Origin of the sequence: Frateuria sp. (assembly GCF_035695185.1) — a bacterium.
Taxonomy (GTDB): domain Bacteria; phylum Pseudomonadota; class Gammaproteobacteria; order Xanthomonadales; family Rhodanobacteraceae; genus Frateuria_A.
Map to the genome: position 1 here is coordinate 1 of NZ_DASSES010000007.1, position 3034 is coordinate 3034.

The window sequence follows — 3034 nt, forward strand, 5'->3', positions numbered from 1 at the left end:
TGCGGCAGATCAAAAACCCGCTGGCCCGTGCGGTTTCGGCCCCGCCAGGAAGGCGCTATGCTGGACGGAAACAGGGCAAGCGTGGAGGACAGGATGAAGCTTTTGATCGCCGCCGCCGTTGCGGCGGGGGCACTCGGCGCCGCGAGCGCCGCCGCGGCCGAGCTCAAGGTTCTTTCGGCTGGCGCGGTCGAGCCCGGGCTCAAGCCTGCGGCCGAGGCGTTCAAGCGCGCGAACGGCACCGAGGTGAAGATCCAGTTCAACACCGCGCCGCAGATCGCAAAGAAGCTCGCCAATGGCGAGCCGGCCGATCTCGTCATTGCACCGCCGGCCGTGCTCGACGAGCAGGCCAAGGCCGGCAAGGTTTCGCCCGAGGGCCGTCTGGTGCTGGGCCGGGTCGGGGCCGGCGTCTTCGTGCGCGCCGGTGCCGCGGCGCCCAATGTCGCCACCAGCGACGCGCTCAAGCAGGCGCTGCTTGCCGCCGACTCGGTCGTCTACAACACCGCCTCGAGCGGGCAGTACATCGCCAAGATGATCGAGAAGCTCGGCATCGCCGAGCAGGTGAAGCCCAAGACGACGCGCTATCCGGACGGCGCCTCCGTCATCGAACACGTCGCCAAGGGGAAGGGCAACGAGATCGGTTTCGGCGCGATCCCGGAGATCAAGCAGGGCGAGCCCACAGGCGTGAAGCTGGTCGGCCCGCTGCCCGCCGACCTGCAGAATTACACCACCTACGCCGCGGCCGAGCTGACCGGCGCAACCTCGAAGGATGCCGCCAAGGCGTTCCTCGCCTATCTGGCGACGCCCGAGGCGAAGCAGGCGTTCAAGACGGCGGGGATAGAGTAGGTTCGTAGGGTGGGCAAAGGCGCGGTACGCGCCGTGCCCACGCGGCGGCAGAACGCGGGATGGTGGGCACGCTTCGCTTTGCCCACCCTACAGGCGGAGACTCAGCACCGCCCTCCCCGCATTTCGCTGCCGCTCAATGCGGGCTTCTGTAACGGGCCTGTGGCTGTCAATCCCTTTGCGTTGTCCTGGCGCCGGGTCGTGCTTCTGTCCGGGGTCGACGCGAGGTCGCCACCTGATGGGGTACAAATGGGTCGGTCGGCCAATCTACGGTCACGTGGTCGAAGCCGACAACCCGGATGGCGGCCTGGCCGAACCCATCGTCCCGGCGTCGGGACTTCGCCTCGGGACGGGAAGGTGTCGGGCCCGCCCGGAAGCTCCGAGATCTCCTCCGCTCCTTTGCTCAAGCCGCCGCGGCGGCGAAGTTGAACGGTGTCGCGTTGCTCCACATGCGATGCAGCACCACGGCAAGCTTGCGGGCGAGCGCCACCTTGGCCTTGCCCGGACCGGCGCGCTTGGCGATCCGCATCCCCCAGCTCTTGAGCGCTCCACCCTTGATCGGCTTGGTGAGGATCACATGGGCCGCCTCATAGAGGACGGCGCGAACCTCCGCATCGCCCGCCTTGGTGATGTGACCGCTGATGTCCGTCTCGCCGGACTGGTATCTCCTCGGGGTCAATCCCAAATAGGGCCCGACCCGCTTCGACGATTTGAACCGAGCAGGATCGTCGATCGCCGCCACATAGGTCAGGGCTACGACCGCGCCAACGCCGGGGGCCGTCGTCAACAATCTGGCTCGGGCGTCGCCGCGCGCGATCAGCCGCACGCGTCTCTCGAGATCCTTGAACTCCCGCAGCAGCACGGCACGGGCGGCCAGCAGGGATTTGGCGACCACCTCAAGGGTCGGATGACCGCAGACCAGCTCCTCTGCCCGAGCCGCAAACTGCAGCCGCGTGACCTTGCCGACCTTGAGCCCGAACCCGCGCAGAATGCCACGCAGGCTCATTTCGATGTCGTGCAGCTTGGACTGCACCAGTTTGCGCGCGGTCAGCACCGCCCGCGTCTCCTGCGCCCCGATCGATTTGCAATGCACCGGGCGAAACCAGCCCATCCGGATCAGCTGGGCGATCCCGCGCGCATCGTTGCGGTCCGTCTTGGCCGGCATGGCCTCGAGCGCCGCCCTGACATGCCGCGTCTCCAGCAGTTCCACCGCTAGCCCCGCCGCCTGCAGATGGGCGTAGAGCCACTGCGACAGAGGGCCTGCCTCCAACCCGATCCGCACCAGCTTCACGCCGAGCGCCTGCAGCCACGCGATCAATGGTTCGGGCTCGCTCGCGACCTTGTCCTCCCGGACGATCTTGCCGCCGGCGTCCACAACGCACACGCTCGAGCATTCCAACGACACATCGATTCCTGCATAATGGTCCATGGTCGTCCCTCGGTGATGTTTGGAGCGGCTCACGCCGACTCCGTTTGACACCATCATTTTGAGGGACGACCGCCACAGCCGCCAAGCGATCCGCTCGCGGGCGCGCACCACAGCGCCGTAGCGAGCGGGCGGCTGACTTGGCGGCGGCCCGTTACCCTATCTACAAGTCGTTCACGCCCCCTCGTTGGGATCGTGGAAGAGCTCGCCGACGATCGCCGTGACGCCCGGTTGGCCGGACACCAGGTGGTATCGCCCCTCGCGGTCGCGGCCGAGGCGTCCGTCCTGGCGCAGCGCATCGAGCGCGCAGGCGATTTCGCGGCCATCGTCGCTGCCGAGCGACTCGACCACATCGGCATAGAACATCGGTCCCGCCGTCAGCGCCTGCTCGACCGTCTGGAATCGCGGCGGGCCGGCGAACACCTTGGCGGCGCAGCGCGTATAGGTCATGTCGCCCTCGCGGCCGAAGCGGCGCGTGCAATCGAACCCGACCTTCGCGCCGGTGCGCCGACCGTTGAGCGACGGATCCATGGTCTGGCCCTGCATGCCTTGCAGCACCACCAGATCCTCGTCGGCCTGGAAACGCGTCCCGAACGCCCAGTCCACCTGCCGCTCGTCGCGGATGTCGATGTCGTGGTCGAACACGTAGATGGTCTTGAGCCGCAGGATGCCCTTGAACAGCGCCCCGATCGCGGCGCGCGCCTCGCCCGCCGCACGCTGCCGGATCGCGACCCGCAATGTGGCGCCGCCGCCGGAATGCAGGCGGAC

Annotated in this window: 2 protein-coding genes and 1 pseudogene; 1 reads left to right on the top strand and 2 read right to left on the bottom strand. The window is 67.8% G+C overall.

The features are described from left to right. The first annotated feature begins 93 nt into the window (after positions 1 to 93). Positions 94 to 843: a substrate-binding domain-containing protein gene (locus VFH59_RS00260; RefSeq protein WP_325162881.1), complete on the top strand. Its 750-nt coding sequence runs from the start codon at positions 94 to 96 to the stop codon at positions 841 to 843. A gap of 400 nt (positions 844 to 1243) precedes the next feature. Here the strand turns inward: VFH59_RS00260 and VFH59_RS00265 are convergent, their stop codons facing one another. Continuing rightward, positions 1244 to 2269, bottom strand: coding sequence for an IS110 family transposase (locus VFH59_RS00265; protein WP_325162882.1), 1026 nt, complete (start codon positions 2267 to 2269; stop codon positions 1244 to 1246). 171 nt (positions 2270 to 2440) lie between these two features. Then, positions 2441 to 3034 (bottom strand): annotated as a pseudogene (locus VFH59_RS00270) (hypothetical protein); the annotation flags it as partial.

What these genes read in the sequence shown, in the direction of transcription:
- VFH59_RS00265 (WP_325162882.1), bottom strand. Translation starts at nt 2,269, where the DNA reads ATGGACCATTATGCAGGAATCGATGTGTCGTTGGAATGCTCGAGCGTG.
- VFH59_RS00260 (WP_325162881.1), top strand. Translation starts at nt 94, where the DNA reads ATGAAGCTTTTGATCGCCGCCGCCGTTGCGGCGGGGGCACTCGGCGCC.